This window comes from Clostridium septicum, assembly GCF_003606265.1.
GTDB lineage: Bacteria > Bacillota > Clostridia > Clostridiales > Clostridiaceae > Clostridium > Clostridium septicum.
The window spans coordinates 1,042,098-1,062,925 of record NZ_CP023671.1; the positions used below are offsets into that span (position 1 = coordinate 1,042,098).

A 20,828-nucleotide genomic window follows, 5' to 3' on the forward strand; every position below is an offset into this window, starting at 1 on the left:
ATCTTATTATCTGAAATACTAACATTTTTATATCTTTAGATAATTCACCCATAAATACTTCACCCCTACTCTTAATATATTTTATTCACTAAATAACTCACCATTAAAAGCTCTTTGCATTAAAGAATTAAAATTATCTTCTAATTCCTTTAAACTCTTCTCCATTTTAAGTTTTAATCTGTCTGTCTGTTTAACAAAATCAGCAAATTGGTTTTGAAGTTCTATATTAGGAATAGGTATAAGAATTTTTTGAAGTTCTTTACTTCTAATCCCTTGTGCTGAGCTACCAGTTTTATATTTATCTATATCTATCTTAAATGGCATACTTTGCATATATTGAGCAAGAAATACATTATTTAATAATTTCTCTTTACCTTGCATGGTTATAACCCTCTGACCCATTGCAAATTTATTTAAATCATTTGGTATTCTACATACGTTACCAAATGTATGCCCCTCAGTAACAAAAAGTACATCTCCAGCAACAGGGAATCCTCTTTTCATCCATGAATCATAAGTTTCTTCTGATATATATTCATCGATATATTTAAAAAATCCATTTCCTACTGATTTTGCATTTATAATTCTAATTCCACTTTCTGAAAGAGTTGGAGTCTTTCCACGATAATCTATAAATGTAGTACATTTTTCTAACGGTAATTTATGTTCATTTTTTAAAGTACCAAACATCTCGATAAATTGTGATTTAGTTAATTCATCTAATGCTTGTATTTGTTCTTTTCTTTTATCAATTAATTCTTGTGCTTTATCTAATACTTTAGCAATTTTGATTTGTACATTAATAGTTGGCAAAATAATTTCTGTATTTGCAATATAATCAGCTAATTTGAGATTAATTATACCGGTTGTTTTATTTTGATATTTTAGAACTTTTCTTTTATTATATAAATCTTTCATCAAATACAGAGAATACTTACTATTAATTAGTTTTTGGGGTCTCAATATAGACGTAAAATTATTGCAAAAATATATTTCATTACCACCTTCTTCAAAAATAACAACTCTTCCAACAGGTTGTGTTGGACTTCCTCCTGATTTTTCAATAATAATATCACCTTGTTTTAGTATTTTACTTCTATGTTTATTTATATCAATCTCCCTTTCAACAACATCATTTAAATTCAATCTCCCTAAATTGGTAAAATTAGTTGTTCTTAAAACTTTAACACCTTTCTTTCCTTCCTCTAACTCACTACCCCATTCCCCACTAATAGGTTTCTGAAAAATATCACTTAATTTATATTTCATATTCTACACCCCAAGCATTCTTTCTAATTCTTCTAGTCCTTGAGTTATTTCCTTCTCTAAAGATTTAACTCTATCTAAAATAACACTTGGAGCATCATAATGAACTTCTTCATATTCTATTTCTTTATATTTATTTATTGATAAATCATATCCATTATCTCTAATTTCTTCTACTGGTACGAAGAAGCTTTGTTCTGTTCTTTTTCTTTCTTCTTCTTTATCTAGGTTATTAAATCTTTCTATGATGTCATTTATGTCGTTATCTTCTATAGGATTTCTTTTATCGTCTAGGGAGTATCCATCTGCTTTCATATCGTAGAACCATACTTTATCTGTTCCACCTGTACCTGTTTTAGTGAATATCATTATTGCTGTAGACACCCCTGCATATGGTTTAAATACTCCAGATGGCATTGATATTATTGCTTCTAATTTATGGTTTTCAACTATTTCTTTTCTTATGGATTTATGACCACCTGTTGAACCAAATAAAACTCCATCAGGTACTATAGATGCACATCTTCCACCTGCTTTTAGTATTCTTAAGAATAGTGCTAAGAATAAAAGTTCTGTTTTCTTTGTTTTAGTTACTTTTAAAAGATCTGCTGATACTGCTTCATAGTCTAAGCTACCTTTAAATGGAGGATTTGCTAATACTAATGTGAATTTATCATTATCAGTATTTACTTCAGATAAGGAATCTTTATATTCTATATTAGGATTATCAACACCATGTAGCATCATGTTCATAGCACCTATTCTAAGCATTGTTCTATCCATATCAAACCCATAGAACATATTATTATTAAAATGTTCTTTTAACCCTTGAACTAGGAATAAGTCTGCATGATTTTGTCTTAAATATTGTTGTGAAGAAACTAAAAATCCTGCTGAACCTGCTGCTGGATCAATAATAATATCTTCTGGTGTTGGTTTCATTAAATTAACCATCATATCAATTATGTGTCTTGGTGTTCTAAATTGTCCATTTGTTCCTGCTGTAGCTACTTTTGATAATAGATACTCATATAAATCTCCCTTAGTATCTTTATCTTTCTCAAACTTAATATTGTTAATTCCATCAACTATTTTTGAAAGCATAAGTGGTGTTGGAATTTTAAATATTGCATCTCCCATATACTTTGCATATGCCGATTCTTTATTTCCATGTAGATTTTTTATAAATGGAAATACCTCATTTTGTACTATTAAATACATTTTTTCTGGATCACCTTCATTAGAAAATTTACTCCATCTTAAATGTTGTTTATCCTCTGGAAATGTTCTTTCAAAATCTATACTTAATATTGAAGCCTCTGCTTCTTTAGTTGTTTCAACATCATCTAACCCTTTTATAAATAAAAGATATGTAAACTGCTCAATTACTTCTAATGGATTAGTTATTCCACCAGTCCAAAAAGTTTCCCAAATTTTATCTACTTTACTTTTTAATTCACCTGTAATCATTATTTAGACCTCCTATATTATGTACTTTTATTTTACTATGTTTTACATCTTTTTTCTATTTATAATTATAAATACAAATTTGATTATAATAACCACATCTACAAAATAATTATATGGAGATATTGTTTAATTATCCAAATAAAAAGCAACTAATAAGATAATTTAATCTTGTTAGTTGCTTTTATAATATCTATTTCTTTATAATATATATATTTTTATTAGCTTTTTGAGGCATATAATGGATTTGCCTCTCCAATCAATTCTGAGTATTCTTCTTTTAATTCAGAAAAAGCTTCAACAACTTCATTAGGTATATCAACATGTGCAATGAAACCTTTTTCTTTAGGGCCGTACCCATAAATATCCTCAGATAGTCTTGGTATTTCCCCCATTAATAATGTAATGTAACGTTCCATATCCCACATTCCTTCAATATCAGTTTCATAAGCAAGGTTACCATCTTTAATAATTACTTTTGCAGTATATGCAGCAAAATTTATAATTGAAATATTATTTGGCATATATTTGCGAAGTACTGCTTCCATACGATTTTGCATAGTTGAATCCTGTACAAGAATTATATTATTAAACTTGATATTATTTTTTCTTAACAGTTCTACTAAAAATGTAGCATTATTACCACAATTTGTAGAGTTACATTCTTTTAATATGCATTACTTATGATACTCTATTTAAAATTATAAATTTTAATTATTTATTTCAAACAAAATAGTAGTCTATTCGTATATATATTATGAAAGCGAGGTGATCTAAAGTTTGAATATAGAAAATATGATTGATATTTACAAAGATGATGTTTATAAAATTTGCCTTAAATTAACAAGTAATAAAACAGATGCAGATGATCTTTTTCAAGAAACCTGGTTAAAGATATATAATAATCTTTATAAAATAGATAAACAAAAATCAATAAGGAACTGGATATATACAATTTGTATCAATACATATAAAGACTCATATTCAAAAAAGAAACGATGGCTAAGGGTTATAACTGACTTCTTTGATTCTAAAGTTAAGCATGAAATTATGGAGCAGCAAACATCAAGCATAGATGAAACTGAACTTATAGTCTTTAATAATATTGAAAAAGAAAGAATTCAGAAACTCGTTAAAACCTTAGATGAAAAATATAAACTTCCAATAATAATGTATTATTATTTAGATTACAGCTATAGTGATATAGCAACAACTTTGAATATACCTGTTGGTACAGTAAAATATCGACTTAATCATGGAAAGAAATTATTAAAAACAAAACTTAAAAACATTTTATAAAAGGAGGATAAATAATGAAAGAAGATCAATTTAATAAACTTATTAAAAATAGTTTAATGGATGAATGTACTTTATCCCCAGAAGAAGCTTTAATAGAAACTACTAAAAACTTAATTAAAAAGAAAAAAAGGCGTGATTTATGGATAAATAAAATGTATATACTTTTCTTAGTTCTTATATGTTTAATATTTTCTATTAAAGCAATTTATTTATCTATACAAAGCCAAAACATTACCTTAATACTTAGTTTAACTTTAAGTTTTGCTTGTGTGTTAATTCTAAATTTCATTTATAGATATGAAATAATTAACTTTCTTAAAATAAAGGGGGATATAGTATGAGCACATTAACTTTAGCTTTTATATTTTATGTTTTTTACCTTGTAACGAAACTGTTATTGAGCTTTTATGTATATAAAGATGCAGAAGACTTACAATTAAACTCTAAAATTTGGTCAACAATTACTATGTTATTTCCAAATTACATTGGATTTGTATTCTACTTAATTATTAAAACTGTAAAAATTAATAAAGAACTTAATGAAAAAAATAGTAATATAAGTATAAAAAAATTTAAAAAACCTATTTTATTAATAACATCTATTTTATTTCTTGGAACTTCTTATTACTTTTTGGGAGATTACTTTAGTAGTACCTTTAGCTCTAAATTTAATAATTATAATGAAGCAACAATATTGATGGAAAATGGTTGGATTTCAAGTGAAATACCAAATACAGCTACAAACATTTATGAGGTTCACGACTTGGATACAAACATAGGTAATGGTGTTTTTAATCTATCTGAAAAAGAAGCTAAAGAATTCTTTGAAACATTAAACCCAATTGAAAAAAATGAAGTATTAAAAATGAAAAGTATTAGAAAAAGATGGTGGAATAAAAAGGAGATTGAAAAAAATATTAAAAATGATAAGTATCTACTAGGAGAAAAGGGGAATTTCCTTTATGCAATTGACCCAAATGGTAATGTTTATTTTTGGATTAAATAGTATATAATTAATAAAAAAATTTCTAAATAGCATTAAAAATTACTGTTTGGTAACTCTATATTTTACACATTATCTTGTATATTTAATTGATTTTGTAATAATAAAAACTTCGTATATACTAATTGTAAATACGAAGTTTTTATTATTACTTTATTCTATTTTAAACTTATTAATTTCAACTTTTAAAAGTTCTGCTTTTTCTTTTAAATCATTAGATTGATTTTTGAACATTTTAATAGCTTCTCCTTGTTCTTCAATTGAAGATGTAACTTCTTCTGTACAACTTGCAGTTTCTTCTGATACTGATACTATATTATTTATAGATGAAACCATACCATTATTAGCATTATTCATCTCATTAATAAATATATTTACATCATTTATCATATTCTTTATATTTTCCGTAGTCTCAGTAATATTTTCAAAAGCACTATTAACATCATTTACTGCATTAACTTGTTCTATTGAACTGTGATTTATCTCTTGCATCATTTTAACACTATTTGAAATCTCTGATTTAATATCGTATATTATTTTAGCTATATCTTTAGTTGATACCTTTGATGCTTCAGCTAGTTTTTGAACTTCTCCAGCTACCACACTAAATCCCTTACCAAGCTCCCCTGCTCTAGCTGCTTCTATTGACGCATTTAATGATAATAATTGTGTCTGTTCTGATATATTATTAAGAGTTTCTAAAATCTTTTCTATTGATTTAGACTTTTCATTTAAATTATCAACACTTTCTTCCGTCTTCCTTATAATTTCAATATTATTTTGGGTCTTATATTTTAAATCCTCTACCTTGATAATACCTTCTTCAGTAACACTAGTAGAATTATTAGCTTCCTTAATCATTAAACTACTTTTTTCAGTTAAGCTACTAAATTTATCGGTCATATTAATACCAAGTGCCAAACTACATTCTGCATCTTTTGCTTGAGATGATGCTCCTACTGCAATTTCATTAACTGCAATATTTATTTCATTTGCTACTTTTGTGGCTTGTTCAGCTTTTTCATTTAAAACAATTGAACTATCTGTTATTATGTTAGTTAATCCTTTAGTATCTTTAATTAACTCTGAAACATTTTTTATCATTTCATTTAGGCTATTTGATAAAGTACCAATTTCATTTTTCCCATCATGTTTAGAAACTATAGTGAAATCTCCAGTTGCAGCTTTAGATAATAAGCCTGATATATGTATTATAGGATTTGCAATTTTCTTAGATAATATGCTTATAAGTACTATTGATAAAATTAATATTATGATACTTGCAACTACTACGCCCTTAATTACTGTTACTATTATACTTTTAGCTGTTGACTCTTTTTGTATTGTAACAACACCCCAATTATCTGAATTTCCCACTAATTCTATAGGAGAATATGATGCATAGTAATTTTTTCCGTCTAAATCTTTAAACTTAAAGCTTCCTTCATTATGTAAAAGTAATTCTTCTATAATTTTCTTATATCCATTAGATACTTCAATTGGTTCTTCTTTAATCTTTTCTTTTCCATTTCCATCTAATATTGGTTTGCCACTACCATCCATAATCTTTGTAGTCTTAGTTAATTTTTTATAATTATATCTTTCTTCCATTATTGTATTATTAGGATGGGCTATAACTGCACCTTCTCCATCAATAACAAAAGAATATCTTCCTTCTTCTTCATTTGAATTTTCATTTATTAATTGCCTTAGATAGTCTAATTTAATATTACTTCCAATTACACCTACTGGCTTACCGTTTGAATACATTGGAATAAAAATAGATGTAACTAACTTATTGGATGTACTTGATTTAAATGATTTAAATACAAATGGCTTCATTTCTTCTTTCATTTTTATAAAGTAATCTCTTCCTGAGCGGTCTAATAATTTTCCTTCTGATTTTCCTGTTTGCATTCCATTCATATTTTGAACATATAGTAATTCAAAAAACTCATTTCTTCTTTGTGCTTCTAACAACACATTATGTTGTGTATCAGTATTCATACTTAATATTCTTGGATCTACAGATAAATCTTCTGTAACTTTGTATGCCTTGTCTATAAATGCAGATAAGTTTCTAGATATAAGCGTAGATACAGTTTCATTATTTTTATTGATTTGTGAATCATATACTTTAGATAATATAGCATTTATTGATAAAACAATTCCTAAAGTTAAAATTAATACAATTGATACCATCATAAATATTAATTCTGTCCTTATGTTTCTAGTATTTGAGCTAAACTTAATTTTTCTCATATTATATATCCTCTTTTCTTTTAATCATACCATTATATATCGATAAATTTCTCCAAATTATTTAGCAGTAATTTATATTTATTACTTTTTTTCCATTTCTCTAAATATATTTATCATAATCTTTATAAAAATATAATAAAGCTCATCTACTTGTGATAAAGTTCTCTTTTTCTTATATATTCTAATATATACCCTATTCCCATACCTATAAAACTTCCAGCTGTACCCCACATAAAGTTATCTGTAATAAATCCAATTGCTGTTCCAATTATAAAACAGGCAAGAATTAAATTCACTGATAGCTCATCATCTTCCTCAACTTCCTCAACTTCCTCATCTCTATCATACTCTATTTCATTATTATCACATGATTTACTTGATTCAATTGTATCTTCACTTTTAGTTTTATCATCATTAATTATCAAATCATCTAAAGTTACATTAAATATACCTTTTAATAATATAAGGTTATCTATATCGGGATATGTTTTACCTGATTCCCATTTTGATACAGCTTGACGAGATACATTTAACATTTCAGCAAGTTGCTCCTGTGATAAACCTTTTTCTTTTCTTAACTTCTTTATATTTTCTCCTAAATTCACTATAATCACCTCATCTTAACTTAATTATAATTATTTATTGATAACCTCACAATTATAGTGTAGTTGCTTTTTGTTAACTTATAGTTGCATTCCTTAATCTTAAAGCAATGATTTATGTTCTTTTAATAAAAAACCGTATCACTTACTTGTGATACGCTTCTCCATACCTAGTACAAGTGAGGTTTTTATTTTTATATATTTTATATTTACAATGGTGTAATAAATTTTACATAACGTCGCCTATCTCCTGCGCTCTCTAAACTGTACTCCCTAAACCATTCTCCAATGTCATGTTTGTCACTAGTTAAGATATGTAAATACCTAAAAAAATTTTTGTCTATATATAATTTTACTAATAAAAATAATCCTAATTATAAATTCTAATAACTAACAATATTCTGTATTTTTATAATTTCACCTCTAATATTATTGGATAGTGAGTTTAAAAAATGAAATGTTTCATACTCGTCTTCATTTAAATTCAATAATTTGCTTGCTATATTTGTAATTCTATTTTCATCTTCTAAAGAATAATACGAAAACCTCCACTTTGAATTAGGCCACTTTGCTCGAATTTGTTTAAGATATGGAATGTCTACCTCACCCAAAGATAAGCCATAAACATTAATGCAATCTAACTTGTCACCTATTCTTTTATAAAATGTATTACATATATCCATATGCTTATTAACATCTTTTTTTAATCTTTCAATGTATCTTAATAAACAATTGTATTCATTAATGCTATTACTCATTGTTTGTGTAAAATCATATTTTTCCTCAAGTTCATCAATATATTTCTTTATTTCATTAATTCGCTGATTATTGCCATGTCCAATAATTAATTCATCATCTTCTTCGCCGCAACATTCACCATGCACATAATGGATTTTATCATCAGAAATTTTATACAGCTGTTGTAGTGTATGTGTATAATTAAATTAAATAAAATAATCATCACTATTAAACAATATTACACTATCTATTTTTTTTATCATTCTTGCAATAATATCATAATTTTCATCCTTATCCAATGTATTTATAACCCATTGAACAAAGTATCTCTTTAGGCTTTCAGCAACTTTATCTTCATTCATTTCAATATCTACTGGGTCATTATATTCCAAACCTAAATCATCTTCGTGTGTGTCAATAATGAAAAATTCATCTACTTCTCCTAGATGCCTCTCAAAATCTTTCCAAAATATATCCTCAACGACATACTCATAGTCATGAGCTATTGGAGGACCAATTGGTTTCATATACCTAAAGTTATACATCTTCCCTACCTCTTCATAAAATTCTGTATTATTCATTATAAGGTAGCATCCAAAATAATAATAACTACTCGGTAACCCATGATATAAATCAAAACCATTACCAATAATATTTAAATTCAAATATCTCACCTCTACTCTAACTAGTCACAAATTATACAAAAACTAATTATCCAAATTCTCCTCTAATCATTTTTCATAATTAAATTTTATACAATCCTTGTACTTTCCAAGGTACTATTACCCACTCTCCGCCTTTTTCATTGAGTAACAATGGTCTATCCTTTTCACCTTGATAAACTACTCCAAATTCTAAATCTTCAATAAATATTTTATTAGTACTTTCCCATTTTGCTTCTACTAATACTCTTCTTAATGAAATCGCACGCTCTTCTACTTCTATTAATCTATATGATATTAGTTCTTTGTTTTTAAATAGCTCTTTACATAGTTTGGGTCTTAATCCTTGTGACTTTTCATAATTAAACATTTTATCTAATATCTTAGAAAGTTGTCCATAATTCTTCTTGTCCCAATACTCAAAAATTTTAAGCACCTTTTGAATATATTCATAATCATTATATTCTTCATATTTACCACTCTCAGGTATAGTGCTGCCAATAGTCACGATTCTTGGTTTCCATGAATCAATTATTTTTTTATCTTCTTGATTTTTATTAAACTGTGTTATTATTTCTTTAAAACTTACTGGCTTTTGTGCTTCAATAAATCTTTCTCTCCTAGAATCTTCGCTTTTTTTATTAGTCATCCAATCATGAATTGCAAAAAGTAATACGATACATTTACTAGACACAAATATATTATCATAATTTAAATCTCTGCCATGCAATATTCCATTTCTATATGGTAAATAAATCACATCAGTATTTGTTTTCTTTCGACCTTTACAATAAATATTTTTTATTTTACTTAGGCCGCTACTACAGCCAACCAAACAATCCCAAGCACTTACATCAGTTCCTTCCGCAAAGAAACCTTTACTTTTTGTATAATCATTTACTGCACCATCTATAATCATTAAAAACAAAGGAACACTTGCATGATATCTTCCTTCTTTATGGTCTTCAAATGCTTTTAAAATCAAATTATACCTTACAAGAAGTTCTTCACAATTATTCTTCAAAAAAAAAGAGAGACTCTTCAACCTTAGAAGAATAATATGTAATTAATACCTTTTCAGCCATCTCTTCCCCATTTTCATCATATACTTTATTTACTTCTTCTATCAATGTTGAACTTAATTTATCATAAACTATCCATCCTTTATCAGAAAATCGTTCATTAAATAATTCTATTTGACTAATAAATTTATTCAAATTATTCTCTGCTTCTCTTATTTGCCTTTTAACATCCTCTCCCCCTAGGAATCCTAACAGCTTCATACCCTTTATTTCATCCTTCATCTTTTTTATACTAGGTATTTCATCAACTATACTTTTTATATTAATCACCTCTCAAAAATTTATTTTTTCATAAACCTCATTTGTTATTTGATATAATAATTATACTATATTTTCCATAAGTATAATAATATTTATCTTATTTATGATATGGTATTTTTACTTATAAAAATAGTCTTAACCTAGTAATATCAATGGTTAAGACTATAAACCTCACTTATTTGTGATACGGTTCACCGTCAACAGTCGATTCGCAAAATATTTATAGAAATATAATTATTAAAATAAGTGAGATAACAATTCATTGTTACCTCACTTATTTTTTACATATTATACATAGATATATAATTCATAAATTTCTCTATATTAAACTCCTCAATGTTACTATTATATCTACTCATAACATTAATTTGTTGAACACCTTTTTCAATTTCGTTAAAATCAAAAGCAAATGGGTCTGGTCTATTACTTTGAACTAAACCAGAATTAGTATTTTCTAATATAAACCATTCTCCATATAGTTCTTCTCCATCTTGTACTAAAAGTATATTAAACCCTTTTTTGTCTATATATAATCCACCCCAAGCTTTTATCTTTCTTCCTCTACAAGTTGGAAGTTGCAATTCAACCCTTGTATATTCTTCCCCAAACTCTCTTCTTGTTACTTTCCTAATAAAATCTTTTTCAAGAATAGGTTTAAGCTTAATATCTATTACTTTTTTTGAAATTAAATTAATTTTTACCTCAATAGATTCATATCTTGATATTCTCCCTTCTGGAGTTATTGTAATTTCACCTTGAGGATACGCCTTATTAAATGTATCTATAAATTCTTGTATTGGATTATAAATATCCTTTTTAAATTGATACTCAACTAACTTACAAAAATCTTCATCTTCTTTTCTTTTTCTTTCTTCTTCTAATTTTTTCTTGGATTCAAAATTATCTTTAGCTAATCTATTATTAATCATAGCATTTATTATACTTGAAAACTCTTTTTCTTCTATATCATTATTTATTAAGTAAGACTCTATCTCTTCCCAATTATTGAATCTTTTAGTTGTTGACTTTTCTAACATCTTCATTATAACTCCAGATAGCACTGGCGATAAATTTGTATTAATTCTACTTGGATTTACTGGTTCACTAAATAAATGATGGTTTTTCCATTGTTCCACATCATTTGGAATAGTAACATTATATGGAAACTGCAAAGTTGCAAGTTCATAAAAAACCAATCCCATAGAGTAAATATCCATTTGTATAGTATTTTTGTCATTCTTCCATCCTTCTGGTGCTGTATACATAAGATGTCCAAATCCTTTAAATGTAATAGTTCTGGTTCTATCAGTTGAAATCTTTGATAACCCAAAGTCACTTATTTTAATTACATCATCTTTTATTAATATATTATCTGGTTTTATATCTCTGTGAACTAATACACTATTTACTGCTTTCATTCCTTTTGCTAATTGAAGAAATAAATTTTTCAACTTACCTTCATCTAAAAATTTATTTTCCAACTTTTGTGACTTTATATACTCTTTAAGCGTACCTTTATTAGCATATTCCATAATTACATATGGTGGCAAATTGCTTATTGTATCTCCATCATTTGCAAATAGATATTTAATTACATTACTATCATCAATCTTAGTCGCTAAATTTATTTCATTTTTAAATGCAATTAAATTTTGTTCATCTGTAAAACCTTGTGCTATAGTTTTTAAAGCCCACTCTGTATCATCTGATATCCTTCTTATCTTAAATACATTCCCAAAAGCTCCATTTCCAATAAATTTTTCTATTAGATATTCATTATTTTCATTATCTTTAACAAATCTACCTTCTAATAATTGCATAAATTCATCCCCCTTGAAATGTTGTTATAAATAGATATCCAAATTCTGAATATCTCTATTTTGTCATTTTTATATTTCTAATTTTTGTTTAAATTCTTCTTTAAACTCTTTTTCTTGTGATTTATTATAGAATGATAAGCCTATTAGTCTATACCTTTCATTATCAACTAATACACTATTTTCAACATCAAAAGATGCATCTTTTGGTAATAAAGTTCCTTCTGCTTCATATACTGCTGTACTCTCTTTTATAACTTCATTTGGTTTACTTAATACAGCTAAAGACTCATCTTCTATTCTTAGTAATAGTTCTTCCTTCCATTTATCTTTTTCTAATAAATGGTCACCTTTAGGTTCTATAAATAATTGATAATATTTATATTCACTATCTTCTTTTTTCTTAGCCCATAGCAAAAAGTCTGGTTCTGTTACTTGGTCTGTATCAAAATGATATAATTTTAATATTTTCTCATTTCTTATTAAGTACACATCTTCATATCCACTATTAATTAAATCACTATAAACTGATTTCATTAGTAATATTAATCTCTTTTCTTCTGATGTACCATAATTTTCTTCATAAGCATACCATTTTTCATTCATTAAGTTTAATCTTAAATTTGAACCATCTTGTACGCTCATTGGTTTACCCATTTCTTTATCTTCTCCACCAATAATAAATGATGCCTTTTTCTCAAAATTAAGATTTTTAAGTGCTTCTGGATAGAATTCTTTTGTCCCTATATAAGGAATATAGTTTTTCTTTATCTTACCTTCTATTTCTTTCAATATATCTAAAACAATCTCTAAAAGCTCTATATTATCTATATCATCAATTTCAGTGTATTTACTTCTTATAGTTACTTCAATTGCATCTAAGTATTTATTATCTGTAATAAATTCATTTATGGATTGTAAATTTGGTAAATATTTTTTCAAATTTTCAAATGAGTAAAACTCATTTTTACTTATTGCTTTTCTTATAACATTGTAACCAAAGTCTTTTAATTTAAATGTTGTTGGAGTAAGATTATCGGCTTTATCTTTATCTGTATTATCATCTAATATATGATTTTCTTTAATATTACCAGTTTTCAAGTCAAAATCATAAGATAACTCTACCTTCATTTGAGATAATGCTTCTATATCTTTATTTGTATTTACAACCTGTCTATTTGAAAATATAACACCATTCTTAAATACATTAGTTTTCTTAAAGCTGTCTTTTAGCTTTAAATCAACTGTTATCTTATTTGACTCATCTTCAATTATACCTTTTTCTTTAAGTTCTTTCTTTAAGTCAGAAATATACTTAGGCTCATTTATACTATGATAATATAATTCTTCCAATATTCTTAATTCATTATCTAAATCATTATCATATTTTCTTTTATACTTATCTTCTGTATCATCTAAATTAAATGGATAATACCTCGCACCTCTACCGATTAACTGTGCCTCTTTTGTTGTTGTAGTTTTTGAACCTCTACCATCATCAACTCTTACAATATCAAATAAATTAAGTACATCCCAACCCTCATTTAACATATCAACAGCAAAAACAGCTCTATACATATTACCTTTATCTTCTAAAGTATTTACTATAATCTGCTTTTGTTCACTTTCCTCTTTATTATTTACTTCTATACATTTATCTTCATTAAATTGATATTTAATTTCTACTATAAGGTTGTCTAAAGTAATATTCTCATCTTCAAAAAATTTAAATGCTTTTGTTATTACATTATTATCTTCATCAGATTTTAACTTATTTAAATCCTCTACGGTAAGATTAGTAATCCAACTATTAAAATTCTCCAAGATTTCTTTAGATTGAGCTATTTTATTTGATTTTATTAGAATAACTGGTTTTAATACTATCTTATTTTTTTCAGCTACTTTTCTTCTATATTCACTTGTAATTACAGCTTGTAGAAGTCTTTCCTTGATTTTATTATCAGACTGTAAAACTATAACTTCTTTAGAGTATTTATCTTTTCTAAACTTTGGTAAATCATACTTATATATGACTTTATCTTTATATTTATCATATACTAAAGGATTTTCAAGCTCTGCTGTTGCTGTGTATTCTAATAATATATTATCTTGATTATGATGTAGTATATTATTTACAGTATATTCCCAACTATTTTTCTCTTCTTCCTCTGTTTTACTTAATTTACTTTTGGTTAATGTGTTTAAGTGATGTGCTTCATCACTAAGTAATACAACCTTTTTATCCTTAAAGTCTTCATAAGTAATTGAACCTTCTGTTGGTGTATTTAATTTATAATGTAATCCTTGAATAGTAGTAAACATTATATTTATAGAATCATCATCTGCATCTTCTAAATTATTAACTTCTCTAATATCAACAATTTTATTATTAATTGTAATCTTATTATTAAATAAAAATTTACTTGAAGTGTAATCTAAAAAGTTATATTTAGTCTTATCTATTATATTTGTACTATTAACAAAAAATATAAAGTTTCTATAACCTCTATCGTATAAATATAAAATATTACTTGCCATTAATAATGTTTTTCCACTTCCAGTTGCTAAATTAAACATTAAATGTACTGGTTTTATCTTCTTTTTATATTTTTCAATATAGTACCTTAATAAACTTTGAGAGTCTATTTGATACGGTCTTAGCTCAAACTTTTTATTGATATTATCTTTAATACAAGAAGGAATTTCACAATCAATCATTTCTTCTTCAAGAAAAGCTTGAAATTTATTACTTAATAAATCCATTGTTGCCATAAATCTTCCCCCCCTTTATTTTAATCCATAAAATTCTTTATTTAGTTTCTTATCTTCATCTGAAACACTATATGTTATATCATCTATTTCGCTTAAATTAACATATAAATGATTCTTATCTAATATTTCTATTAAAAATTCTTTTTGTTGTTCAAAAGAAAGTTCTTCAAATTCACTCATATTATTATCAATTTGTTTTACTTTAACTCTATAACTTAAGAATGATTTTTCCTTCATTTCATTCCATATATATTTTAACGCTTTTGAATCATTAGCTTTTTCTATCTTATTGATGAATATTTCATTCCATTTCATTAATTCACAATAAACAAAACTTCCCCCACCTTGCCAATTTAAACTTTGGCTTATTCCTGTCTGTTCACCTTCAATTACTTTCTTTAGTCTCTCAACAGATATATCTTCAATATAATCCATCTGTTCTATTCCAATATATTTTCTATTCATTTTGTGAGCAGTAGCACAAGTTGTTCCACTTCCAAGATGGTAATCTAATACTATATCATTTTCATTAGATGCTATTTCTAAAATTCTTTCTATAAGTTGTTCTGGCTTAGGATTTTTAAATACTTTACTTCCAAATAACTTTTCTAAATCTTTCGTTGCATTTGTAGTAGTATCTATATCATTCCATAATGTCGTAGGAGTCACTCCCTTTTGCTCTTCTAATGATTCGTTTAAGTAAACCTTTAGTTGTGGCTTTGACGTTCCTTTCCTTCCAAAAGCTATTCTTCCTTCACTTAAAAGTCTATTGTACTCTTCATTTGTAGTTCTCCAACATCTACCTTCTGGAGGAAGATATACTTCTTCTGTATTAGGATTTTTTATTTCATAACTTAAATTTTTTCTTTCATTTGGGGCATCAAATGGGTCACATCTATATAATCCTCTACCATCATTATCATCATATTTAAATTTACTTGTATCTATTTTAAGCCTAAATTTATTTTTATCTAACACTGATTTATTTTTTGCATAAACAAAAACATGATTTGTTGATAAAGATATAAAAGTATCATTTGATACTGACTTTCTACTTTGCCATATAACATCTCCTATAAAATTCTCTTCTCCTAATATTCCATCTGCTAAAACTTTGAAATAATGTGCTTGAACATCACTTAAAGTTATCCATATTGTACCATTTTCTGCAAGTAACTGCTTAGCTACTTCTAATCTGTTTTTTACAAAAGTTAACCAAGTTGAGCGAGTAAATTTGTCATTATAATTAAATGAATCATTATCAGTGTTATAAGGAGGGTCAATAAAAATAACCTTAACCTTACCTTTATATCTATCTTTTATAGAATGTAAAGCTATTAAATTATTCCCTTTAATTATTAGATTATCATTTTCATTAATCACTAAAGCTTCTGATTCACCATTTTCGTCAAACTTCTTAAAGTTAGTTAATACCTTATTTTCATATAATCTATCTATATCATCAGAAGCAAGAACTTCATTATAAAATACTTCATCTTGCTTTGCATCTTCTCTATCTTGACCACCTTCTAAAACACAATCTTTATACGCCCAATTTAATACAACATCTCTATTTTCTTTTATATAACTATTATCAACTGCTAATCCTATTTTATTTCTATATTTTGTATAACTATCCTCAAGATAATATTTACCACCTATAAATTCAATAAATTCTTCTCTCTTAAATATTAATGCTCCACCTACTTCTATAAAGAAATGTAGCTTCATTTTAGAATTATTAAGTATTGTAGAAATTAATTTTTCATCATATTTTAATGCTAATTCTTGTATTTTACCTATTATATATTCATTGTTTACATAAACTCTTTCATCATCTTTGAATATACTTAATATATCGTCTATACTCTTACTCACTTCGATTTCCTCCGTAACATATTATAATTAGTTTCTATTTATCAATTTTAACATAATATATAATTTTAATCACTAAGCCTATCTATGATTAATTTTTTCTTATTTTGAACTTATGATAGTTATAAAAATATATAAATAATCTATAATATATTAATAGGTTAATCATTTGATTAAACTTTAAAAGGTTATGATTTTGTATAAGGTAAGTATTTTAGATAAGGATAAGATTTAACATTTCATATATTTTGAGTATGATAACATTCGCTTCTATTTTAAAGTTTGTTTACTAAACTTTATTAAAAACATCTAACATACAAAGGTTTAATCTTTTTTAAGGTTAATGGTTTAATAGGTAAAGATTTATATAACTAAAGCAAAAAGCAAGTAGGTATAATTTCTACTTGCTTTTTGCTTTAGTCATTAATTTTATTATCTAATAAACAATAGTTCCTAATATATAAACATAATTTCTACTTATTTTTATTCTTTTTAATGCTCATAAATAGTAGCATGTTCTAATCTAACCTTAACAGGTTTAGATGTTTGCATTATTAAATATTCATTACCATTGCTATCTATCCATTTATCTCTAAGCATAAAACTATATGGCACAACCCATTCATCAGAATCACTTATCATATAAGGTGTGTGTATCATTGCTATTTTACCACCAGTATCATTGGTTACCGAAGCTAATACATATGTTGCATTAGCTGTAGTTTTTACATATGCTGATATTTCTTTTTTCTTATCTTTATTAGCTAAAACCCACTCTTTTATATCTGATGGTAATTGCTCTAAATCTGGAAAGAAAAAATCTTTATCTGGTATTAAATCCATTACCTCTACTTCAGCTTCTGTTGTTATTTCATTAGTATCTTCATTAATAACTTCAACTGTCCCTTTTTTCCCATCATCACTCTTAATCATACTTTCATCAAGATTACTTTTCTCATCATCTTCTAATTCGCTGTTTTCATCTTTTAATTCAATATCTGATTTATTGGGGTCTTTCGTATATGATGTCTTATTTATATCATTTGATGTACACCCAACACAAACTAATGCTAAGATTATTACTTTAACCACTATAGCCTTCTTAAGAAACATATTCTTCCCCCCTTAGGTCTAAATATAATAACACTTACATATTTCTAAATTAATCTATTTTAAATCCTTCAATATCTGCTGTTATATCTTTCTTTATAATTTTAACAGTATTTTTTCTATATTTAGTGTAAATTATAATTAAATTTACAATTCCTAATGGAACAGAAAATCCCCATAATATCATAGCCATAAAAAGTTTTGCTATAAATATAACTACTATATTGGCAAATATTATTGGTATGTCCGATAACAAACTTTCTTTAATACTCAAATAAGTCCCTTTAGAAAATGGATATAGTATAGTAAAGGAAATTGCAATTATTATATATTTCATACCTTCTACTGATATCAATACATTAACTTTATCTGCTTCTAATATACCCGATATATAAAGAAATGCCATAAATAAAGCTACTAAATAACTTTTTATTAAATATTCTTTATTATAATAATTAAATAAATATTTTATGTATCTCATTTTAATCCCCCAACTCTTCTATTAATCCAATTTCACTTAAAATGTTATTTCTGTATTTTGCACCACTCTTTCTTCCTGCTAATATGTCTGTTAAATAATTTTCATTCATATTTAATTTTTTAGCTAAATCTCTTTGTGTCATTTTTAATTCTATTAACCTCTTCTTCACAATTACTCCAAACAAATCTGTATCTTTGTTCATAAACCTCCTCCTTTAATTTATATCTTAAGCTCATTATGTTATAATAAATTTGACCTTAAAATGATGTAATTTCTTATCCAATATCTATTTTAAAGTCATTTTGACTCTGAGTCAATATTTTTGTAGTCACTAAGACTCTTTTTGTATATTTTTAAGTCATTTAGACTTTAAGAGAGGTGTTTAGAATAGAAACTTTAGGAGAAAAACTTGCTTATTTAAGAAAAAAAGCTGGTGTAACACAGCGTGAATTAATGGATACTCTTCAATTTGAAAATTTGCATAAATATGAAAAAGATAAAAGAGAACCAAACATTGAGATATTATCAAAACTTTCAAAGTATTTTAATGTTAGTTCTGACTGGCTTTTAGGATTGGATACTGCTAACTTCGACTTATCAGAGGAAGAAATAAACTTTATAACTAACTTTAGAAAATTGCCAGAAAAAGAAAAATTAAAAATTGAAGGTATGGTAGAATTGAAACTTGCTGAAATGCAAGATTAATTTTTACTTTTTAAGATACGATTTCACATCTTATATTTGACTTATTTGTAAATATCTTTGTTATAGAAAAAATATAGAGTTAGACAATATATATCATCTAACTCTATATTTTTATAAATTTATGTACATAATATTATCTATAATTAATAACTTTAATAATAAATATTTTCAGAGTCTAAGCGTAGTTTATAGAAGAATTGTAACCATTTAGGCTGTGTATCAACTTCTTCGGCTAATTTTTTAAGTGTTCTTTTTCCTATACGTCTATCCATTACAGCAAACATCCTAACAATTGGATTTTCCGATACAATACTTTTCACGATAGGTAATTCTTTATATTCTCTAATTGCATCTGTAATGTTATAAATATCAAAATCTCCATTATTTATTGATATATTTACAACTTCATCTTCAATCGCCTTATTTTCCTCATCATATAGATATCCTTTATCTGTCCATTTCCTCTCTGGAATATCAAGTTCTTGTTTAGTCAAATATTCTAAATTAGAATATCCCTTCACATAATATGCGTATGGATTTGCCATAGCATACTCATTTTTATCAACTCTCACACAAAATCTCCCATAATTATCTGGTGCTCCATGATAATGTGTTAAAAAATACTGGACACGCCCTCTCAAACTTTCACATAAAAATTCTTCTTCTAATTCTTTCCTTAATCCAGTCCATGATTTACCCATATAGCCCTCCTTATATTCTATATCTGATAGTTACTATTTAAATATTATATTTTTATTTGCTTTAACTTTTCTATAAATGTGCAATCGTTAGAAAATACATGAATTCCCCTATCATCATAAAGAAAAAATACATTATCTGTTTCTTTATCTATTATATAAACTGCACAATCAAGCTCAGTATTATCTCCTATATCAGAAATAATAATCTTTCTAAAAAGTTTTTCAATATTTATTCTATTTGTTTCCCAAATATACCGTGTTCCATAATATTTTTCTTCATCATCAATCCATTCAAATGGGAAAGTAGTACATTCAGTAGACTCTAAATACATTTCAATAAATTCATTTTCTCTTTTTTTAGACTCATTATATTTGTCTTCATATATAACAGCTAAATTATCTGAAAAATTACAACTGTTCCATACTTTACAAGCACAATCTATACATGAATCAACATATTCATCTCTATAAATTAACTCTTCACTTTCTATATCTTCAACATCATAGTATGGATTTTCATATGGTAATATTTCAAATGATATATAGTCTTTTGATTGAAAACAATAATCAACTGTCAATTTATCCAAATAAAAGTTCATTACTCAATCCCCTCCATTTATATAAACTTGCTTTATTAATTTTTATTATAGTAACTTAAAATATTACTTAATATCAAGCTATATCTACTATTTATAAAAACTTTTTTAATAATTTTAAACTTCATA

Annotated in this window: 18 protein-coding genes and 2 pseudogenes; 4 read left to right on the forward strand and 16 right to left on the reverse strand. The window is 26.0% G+C overall.

The genetic code is table 11. The features are described 5' to 3' along the window. Positions 1-81: 81 nt before the first annotated feature. The 3 genes and pseudogenes from CP523_RS04590 to CP523_RS04600 all read right to left on the reverse strand — a co-directional run. Positions 82-1,269 (reverse strand): restriction endonuclease subunit S, encoded by a 1,188-nt coding sequence (locus CP523_RS04590; RefSeq protein ID WP_066675831.1) that lies wholly within the window; start codon positions 1,267-1,269, stop codon positions 82-84. A 3-nt stretch (positions 1,270-1,272) separates the two neighbouring features. After that, the gene (locus tag CP523_RS04595; protein ID WP_120140546.1) at positions 1,273-2,736 is read right to left on the reverse strand and encodes a type I restriction-modification system subunit M; all 1,464 of its coding nucleotides are present in this window, start codon (positions 2,734-2,736) and stop codon (positions 1,273-1,275) included. Between the two features lie 218 nt (positions 2,737-2,954). After that, a pseudogene (locus tag CP523_RS04600) lies at positions 2,955-3,404 on the reverse strand (YdcF family protein); the annotation flags it as partial. A 109-nt stretch (positions 3,405-3,513) separates the two neighbouring features. On the opposite strand from CP523_RS04600, the gene CP523_RS04605 reads away from it, so the two are divergent. The 3 genes from CP523_RS04605 to CP523_RS04615 are packed head-to-tail and all read left to right on the forward strand — an operon-like array spanning position 3,514 to position 5,038. Next, a complete protein-coding gene (locus CP523_RS04605; RefSeq protein WP_083089445.1) occupies positions 3,514-4,032 on the forward strand; it encodes an RNA polymerase sigma factor in 519 nt (172 codons plus the stop codon). Positions 4,033-4,046: 14 nt separating this feature from the next. After that, positions 4,047-4,373 carry a hypothetical protein gene (locus tag CP523_RS04610; protein WP_066675828.1) on the forward strand — a complete coding sequence of 109 codons (327 nt, stop codon included), beginning with the start codon at positions 4,047-4,049 and terminating at the stop codon, positions 4,371-4,373. Then, positions 4,370-5,038, forward strand: a complete 669-nt coding sequence (locus tag CP523_RS04615; protein ID WP_066675827.1) for a YbbD-related protein — start codon at positions 4,370-4,372, stop codon at positions 5,036-5,038. Before CP523_RS04610 ends, CP523_RS04615 begins: the two co-directional genes overlap by 4 nt. A 150-nt stretch (positions 5,039-5,188) precedes the next feature. Here CP523_RS04615 and CP523_RS04620 read toward each other — a convergent pair whose 3' ends face one another. The 11 genes and pseudogenes from CP523_RS04620 to CP523_RS04675 all read right to left on the reverse strand — a co-directional run bounded on the left by CP523_RS04620 (position 5,189) and on the right by CP523_RS04675 (position 18,899). After that, positions 5,189-7,297, reverse strand: a complete 2,109-nt coding sequence (locus tag CP523_RS04620) for a methyl-accepting chemotaxis protein (RefSeq protein ID WP_120140548.1) — start codon at positions 7,295-7,297, stop codon at positions 5,189-5,191. A 146-nt stretch (positions 7,298-7,443) separates the two neighbouring features. Then, on the reverse strand, positions 7,444-7,902 hold the full coding sequence (locus CP523_RS04625; RefSeq protein ID WP_066675823.1) for a helix-turn-helix domain-containing protein: 459 nt from the start codon (positions 7,900-7,902) through the stop codon (positions 7,444-7,446). Positions 7,903-8,282: 380 nt separating this feature from the next. Then, positions 8,283-9,311: pseudogene (locus CP523_RS16615) on the reverse strand (AbiH family protein). 70 nt (positions 9,312-9,381) lie between these two features. Beyond that, on the reverse strand, positions 9,382-10,323 hold the full coding sequence (locus CP523_RS04640) for a hypothetical protein (protein ID WP_120140551.1): 942 nt from the start codon (positions 10,321-10,323) through the stop codon (positions 9,382-9,384). After that, on the reverse strand, positions 10,313-10,651 hold the full coding sequence (locus CP523_RS04645) for a hypothetical protein (protein WP_120140552.1): 339 nt from the start codon (positions 10,649-10,651) through the stop codon (positions 10,313-10,315). Before CP523_RS04645 ends, CP523_RS04640 begins: the two co-directional genes overlap by 11 nt. Positions 10,652-10,923: 272 nt before the next feature. Then, on the reverse strand, positions 10,924-12,462 hold the full coding sequence (locus CP523_RS04650) for a serine/threonine-protein kinase (RefSeq protein WP_120140553.1): 1,539 nt from the start codon (positions 12,460-12,462) through the stop codon (positions 10,924-10,926). 69 nt (positions 12,463-12,531) lie between these two features. Continuing rightward, positions 12,532-15,231 (reverse strand): DEAD/DEAH box helicase family protein, encoded by a 2,700-nt coding sequence (locus CP523_RS04655; protein WP_120140554.1) that lies wholly within the window; start codon positions 15,229-15,231, stop codon positions 12,532-12,534. Between the two features lie 15 nt (positions 15,232-15,246). Then, positions 15,247-17,109 (reverse strand): DNA methyltransferase, encoded by a 1,863-nt coding sequence (locus tag CP523_RS04660; RefSeq protein ID WP_120140555.1) that lies wholly within the window; start codon positions 17,107-17,109, stop codon positions 15,247-15,249. Between the two features lie 489 nt (positions 17,110-17,598). Then, entirely contained in the window at positions 17,599-18,219 is a 621-nt protein-coding gene (locus CP523_RS04665) for a hypothetical protein (RefSeq protein WP_120140556.1), read from the reverse strand. A gap of 49 nt (positions 18,220-18,268) precedes the next feature. Beyond that, complete coding sequence (locus CP523_RS04670; protein ID WP_120140557.1) at positions 18,269-18,697, reverse strand: hypothetical protein; 429 nt, start codon at positions 18,695-18,697, stop codon at positions 18,269-18,271. A gap of 1 nt (position 18,698) precedes the next feature. Then, a complete protein-coding gene (locus CP523_RS04675) occupies positions 18,699-18,899 on the reverse strand; it encodes a helix-turn-helix domain-containing protein (protein WP_120140558.1) in 201 nt (66 codons plus the stop codon). A gap of 176 nt (positions 18,900-19,075) precedes the next feature. Between CP523_RS04675 and CP523_RS04680 the strand changes: the two genes are divergently transcribed. Further along, positions 19,076-19,402, forward strand: coding sequence for a helix-turn-helix domain-containing protein (locus CP523_RS04680; RefSeq protein WP_227909575.1), 327 nt, complete (start codon positions 19,076-19,078; stop codon positions 19,400-19,402). 152 nt (positions 19,403-19,554) lie between these two features. On the opposite strand, the gene CP523_RS04685 is transcribed toward CP523_RS04680, so the two are convergent. After that, a complete protein-coding gene (locus tag CP523_RS04685) occupies positions 19,555-20,103 on the reverse strand; it encodes an SF0329 family protein (RefSeq protein ID WP_120140559.1) in 549 nt (182 codons plus the stop codon). 44 nt (positions 20,104-20,147) lie between these two features. Then, positions 20,148-20,702: a DUF3885 domain-containing protein gene (locus CP523_RS04690; protein ID WP_120140560.1), complete on the reverse strand. Its 555-nt coding sequence runs from the start codon at positions 20,700-20,702 to the stop codon at positions 20,148-20,150. Between the last annotated feature and the right edge of the window lie 126 nt (positions 20,703-20,828).

Excerpts from the sequence above, each read along its gene's own strand:
- CP523_RS04595 (WP_120140546.1), bottom strand. The coding sequence starts at position 2,736 with ATGATTACAGGTGAATTAAAAAGTAAAGTAGATAAAATTTGGGAAACT.
- CP523_RS04665 (WP_120140556.1), bottom strand. The coding sequence starts at position 18,219 with ATGTTTCTTAAGAAGGCTATAGTGGTTAAAGTAATAATCTTAGCATTA.
- CP523_RS04685 (WP_120140559.1), bottom strand. The coding sequence starts at position 20,103 with ATGGGTAAATCATGGACTGGATTAAGGAAAGAATTAGAAGAAGAATTT.
- CP523_RS04615 (WP_066675827.1), top strand. The coding sequence starts at position 4,370 with ATGAGCACATTAACTTTAGCTTTTATATTTTATGTTTTTTACCTTGTA.
- CP523_RS04675 (WP_120140558.1), bottom strand. The coding sequence starts at position 18,899 with ATGAACAAAGATACAGATTTGTTTGGAGTAATTGTGAAGAAGAGGTTA.
- CP523_RS04690 (WP_120140560.1), bottom strand. The coding sequence starts at position 20,702 with ATGAACTTTTATTTGGATAAATTGACAGTTGATTATTGTTTTCAATCA.
- CP523_RS04620 (WP_120140548.1), bottom strand. The coding sequence starts at position 7,297 with ATGAGAAAAATTAAGTTTAGCTCAAATACTAGAAACATAAGGACAGAA.
- CP523_RS04670 (WP_120140557.1), bottom strand. The coding sequence starts at position 18,697 with ATGAGATACATAAAATATTTATTTAATTATTATAATAAAGAATATTTA.
- CP523_RS04610 (WP_066675828.1), top strand. The coding sequence starts at position 4,047 with ATGAAAGAAGATCAATTTAATAAACTTATTAAAAATAGTTTAATGGAT.
- CP523_RS04650 (WP_120140553.1), bottom strand. The coding sequence starts at position 12,462 with ATGCAATTATTAGAAGGTAGATTTGTTAAAGATAATGAAAATAATGAA.
- CP523_RS04590 (WP_066675831.1), bottom strand. The coding sequence starts at position 1,269 with ATGAAATATAAATTAAGTGATATTTTTCAGAAACCTATTAGTGGGGAA.
- CP523_RS04655 (WP_120140554.1), bottom strand. The coding sequence starts at position 15,231 with ATGGCAACAATGGATTTATTAAGTAATAAATTTCAAGCTTTTCTTGAA.